The organism is Streptomyces sp. NPDC002868, from assembly GCF_055563295.1.
Genome location: NZ_JBVHDR010000073.1, coordinates 1 through 3,998 on the forward strand (window position 1 = coordinate 1; position 3,998 = coordinate 3,998).

Sequence of the window (3,998 nt, forward strand, 5' to 3'; positions counted from 1 at the left end):
CCTGCTGGGGGTGTTGAGGGTTGGGTGCCGCGGGGGGCGGTGCTGGTTACGGGTGGTACGGGTGCGTTGGGCGGGCGGGTGGCTCGGTGGGTGGCTGAGCGGGGTGCGGAGCATGTGGTGTTGACCAGCCGTCGCGGTCCGGATGCTCCGGGGGCTGGGGAGCTTGAGGCGGAGTTGTCGGCTCTGGGTGTGCGCGTGACGGTAGCGGCGTGTGATGTCGCCGACCGGGAAGCGGTCCAGGCGCTGCTGGCAGAGCACCCCGTAGACGCCGTTTTCCATGCTGCAGGCGTACTCGACGACGGTGTACTCGATTCGCTGACCCCCGAGCGATTCGCGACCGTCATGCGGGCCAAGGCTGCCTCGGCCGTGAACCTGCACGAGGCGACCCGGGGCCATGAGCTCTCGGCCTTCGTCCTGTTCTCGTCCTTCGCGGGCGCCATCGGCGCCGTCGGTCAGGCCAACTACGCAGCCGCCAACGCCTTCCTGGACGCTGTGGCCGAACAGCGCGCGGCCGAAGGACTGCCCGCGACCTCCATCGCCTGGGGGCCGTGGGGCGAGACCGGCATGGCGAGCGACGAAACGACGGCGCAGCGGATGCGCAGGGGCGGAGTGTCCCCGCTGCGGCCGGACCTGGCCATCGACGCCATGGAGACCGCGATCGGCTCCGGGACGCCCGGCCTTGTGATCGCCGACCTCACCTGGGCGGACTTCCTTCCCGCCTTCACCACGGTCCGTCCCAGCCCACTGATCGGCGATCTTCCTGAGGTCCGTACGGCCGTCGAGCTCACCGCCAGGACGGGTGGCGAGCATGGACACTCCGAGGTGCGCCAGCGCCTTGAGGGGCTGCGGCCGGCCGAACAGGAGCGAGTGCTGACGGATCTGGTCAGGTCACGTGCCGCCGGAGTGCTGCACTATTCGGGGCCCGCCGATGTGCCCCCGGACCGGGCCTTCCGGGAGCTCGGCGTCGACTCGCTGATCGCGGTGGAGCTACGTAACGCATTGGGCGTGGCATGCGGGATCGCGCTGCCCGCGACGGTGGTGTTCGACTACCCGACGCCGACCGCACTCGCCCGTTTCCTGCGCACGCGGATCGCGTCGGCCCAGGATGACGTCGAGCAGCTGGTGGCCCCCTCGGCGGTTGCCGATGACCCCATTGCCATCGTGGGGATGAGCTGCCGGTTCCCCGGCGGCGTTGACGGCCCGGAGGCCTTCTGGAAACTGCTGTCGGACGGCGAGGACGCCGTCGGGGGATTCCCGGCCGACCGTGGCTGGGACCTCAGTTCGGTCTACGACCCCGACCCGGAACACTCGGGAACCAGCTACGTCAACGTCGGCGGTTTCCTGAAGAACGTGGACCAGTTCGACCCCGCTTTCTTCGGCATGAGCCCGCGGGAAGCCGTCGCGACGGATCCGCAGCAGCGTCTGCTCCTCGAGGTGTCCTGGGAGGCAGTGGAGCGGGCCGGTATCGATCCCCACTCCCTGCGAGGCAGCCGGGCCGGCGTGTTCGTAGGAACGAACGGTCAGGACTATCCGGCTCTCCTGGCTCACTCTCCGGACGAATTCGAGGGCTATGTCGGCACTGGAAACGCCGCGAGCGTGGTGTCCGGGCGAGTGGCCTACACGCTGGGCCTCGAGGGCCCGGCGGTGACGGTGGATACGGCGTGCTCGTCGTCGCTGGTGGCCCTGCACTGGGCGGCTCAGGCACTCCGGTCGGGGGAGTGCGACATGGCGCTGGTGGGCGGCGTGACGGTGATGTCCACGCCCGGAGCGTTCGTGGAGTTCAGCCGTCAGCGCGGACTCGCCCCCGACGGCCGGTGCAAGGCGTTCGCTGTGGGTGCGGATGGCACGGGCTGGGGCGAGGGCGTCGGGATGCTGCTCGTGGAGCGGTTGTCGGATGCGCGGCGGAACGGTCACCGTGTGTTGGCGGTGGTGGCTGGTTCTGCGGTGAATCAGGATGGTGCGTCGAATGGTTTGACGGCGCCGAATGGTCCTTCGCAGCAGCGGGTGATCCGGCAGGCGTTGGCGGGCGCGGGTCTCTTGGCCTCGGATGTGGATGCGGTGGAGGCGCACGGTACGGGTACGACGCTGGGTGATCCGATCGAGGCGCAGGCGCTGCTGGCGACGTACGGGCAGGACCGGGATGAGGAGCGGCCGTTGTGGCTGGGTTCGGTGAAGTCGAATCTCGGTCATACGCAGGCGGCTGCGGGTGTGGCTGGTGTGATCAAGATGGTGTTGGCGCTTCAGCATGGTGTGCTGCCGCGGACTTTGCATGTGGAGGAGCCGTCGTCGCATGTGGACTGGTCGGCGGGGAATGTCCGGCTGCTGACCGAGGCTGTGGAGTGGCCGGAGAGCGATCGGCTTCGTCGGGTGGGTGTCTCGTCGTTCGGAATCAGCGGCACAAATGCGCACGTAATCCTGGAACGCGCCCCGGAACCGGCCCCCACGGCCGACGTTCCCCAGCCCTGGTCGGAGCGCCCGTCCGTCACGCCGTGGGTGATCTCTGGACGTACCGAGACCGCGCTGCGTGCCCAGGCCGCCCGCTTGATGGCGGCCTACCAGGACGACCCCGAACTGGACTTGGCGGATGTCGGCTTCTCACTCGCCACGACCCGTTCCGTATTCGACCACCGCGCTGTGGTGCTGGCGGACGACTATGCATCGGCAGTTCACCGCCTGGCCGCTCTCGCTGGGGATCGCAAGACACCTGGTGTCATACGCGGGTCCAAGGCAGAGGGACGGCTGGCTCTGCTGTTCGCGGGGCAGGGTGCGCAGCGGGTCGGTATGGGGCGGGAGTTGTACGAAGCCTTTCCGGCTTTCGCGGAGGCGTTTGATGCGGCGTGTGCGTATTTCGATGGTGAGTTGGACTTGCCGCTGCGGGATGTCGTCTTCGGCGATGACGCGGATGCGTTGAATCGGACGGGCTTCACCCAGCCTGCGTTGTTCGCGGTCGAAGTGGCGTTGTTCCGGCTGGTGGAGTCGTTCGGTGTCAGGCCCGATTTCCTGCTGGGGCATTCGATCGGCGAGTTGGCGGCTGCGCATGTGGCGGGGGTGTTGTCGCTGGAGGATGCGTGTCGTCTGGTGGCTGCCCGTGGCCGGTTGATGCAGGCATTGCCGGCGGGTGGGGCGATGGTCTCGCTCCAGGCGTCGGAGGCCGAGGTGCTGCCGCTGCTGGATGTGGAGCGGGTGAGTATCGCGGCGGTGAATGGGCCGCAGGCGGTTGTCGTCTCCGGTGAGGAAAATGCGGTTGCGGAGATCGCCGCGCATTTCGAGGCCGAGGGCCGGAAGGTGAAGCGGCTGCGGGTGAGCCATGCCTTCCACTCGCCGTTGATGGAGCCGATGCTGGCCGAGTTCCGTACGGTCGCCGAGAGCGTGACGTACGAGCAGCCCCATATTCCTGTCATCTCCAATGTCACGGGCGAGTTGGCCACCGCAGAAGAACTGACCTCTCCCGACTACTGGGTGCGGCATGTGCGGGAGGCTGTCCGGTTCGCCGACGGTATTCGCCGACTGGAAGAGCATGGCGCGACCGGGTTTCTGGAGATCGGCCCGGACAGCACCCTGAGTGCCATGGCGCAATCCTGCCTCGCAGAGCCGGATCTCCAACTGCTTCCCGTCATGAGGAAGGACCGCCCTGAGGCAGAAGCGCTGCTAACAGCCGTATCCGGTGCCTTCGTTCACGGCATGGATGTGGACTGGCGGACGCTCTTGCCTGGTGCCCAGCAAGTCGATCTGCCGACTTATCCCTTCCAGCGTGAGCGCTTCTGGCCTACCCCGGCACCTGACTCTGGTCCTGCTGAGGACTGGCAGTACCGGGTTGAGTGGAAGCCGGTAGCTGCCAGGGCCGGCGAGGCGCTGGGCGGGCGTTGGCTGGTTGTGGTGCCGGGGGGCATGGCGGAGGCGGACTGGGTTTCCTCGGTGGTGGATGGGCTGGCGGGGTGTGGTGCGCTGGTTGAGCGGGTGGAGTGCGGTCCTGGTGTGGGTCGGGCTGTGCTGGCTGA

At 68.0% G+C, this 3,998-nt stretch carries 1 protein-coding gene; it reads left to right on the plus strand.

Annotation, left to right across the window (positions count from 1 at the left end; translation table 11 throughout):
* A partial coding sequence (locus ACZ3H8_RS40675; RefSeq protein ID WP_467410392.1) for a type I polyketide synthase occupies positions 1–3,998 on the plus strand: 3,998 nt, incomplete at both ends.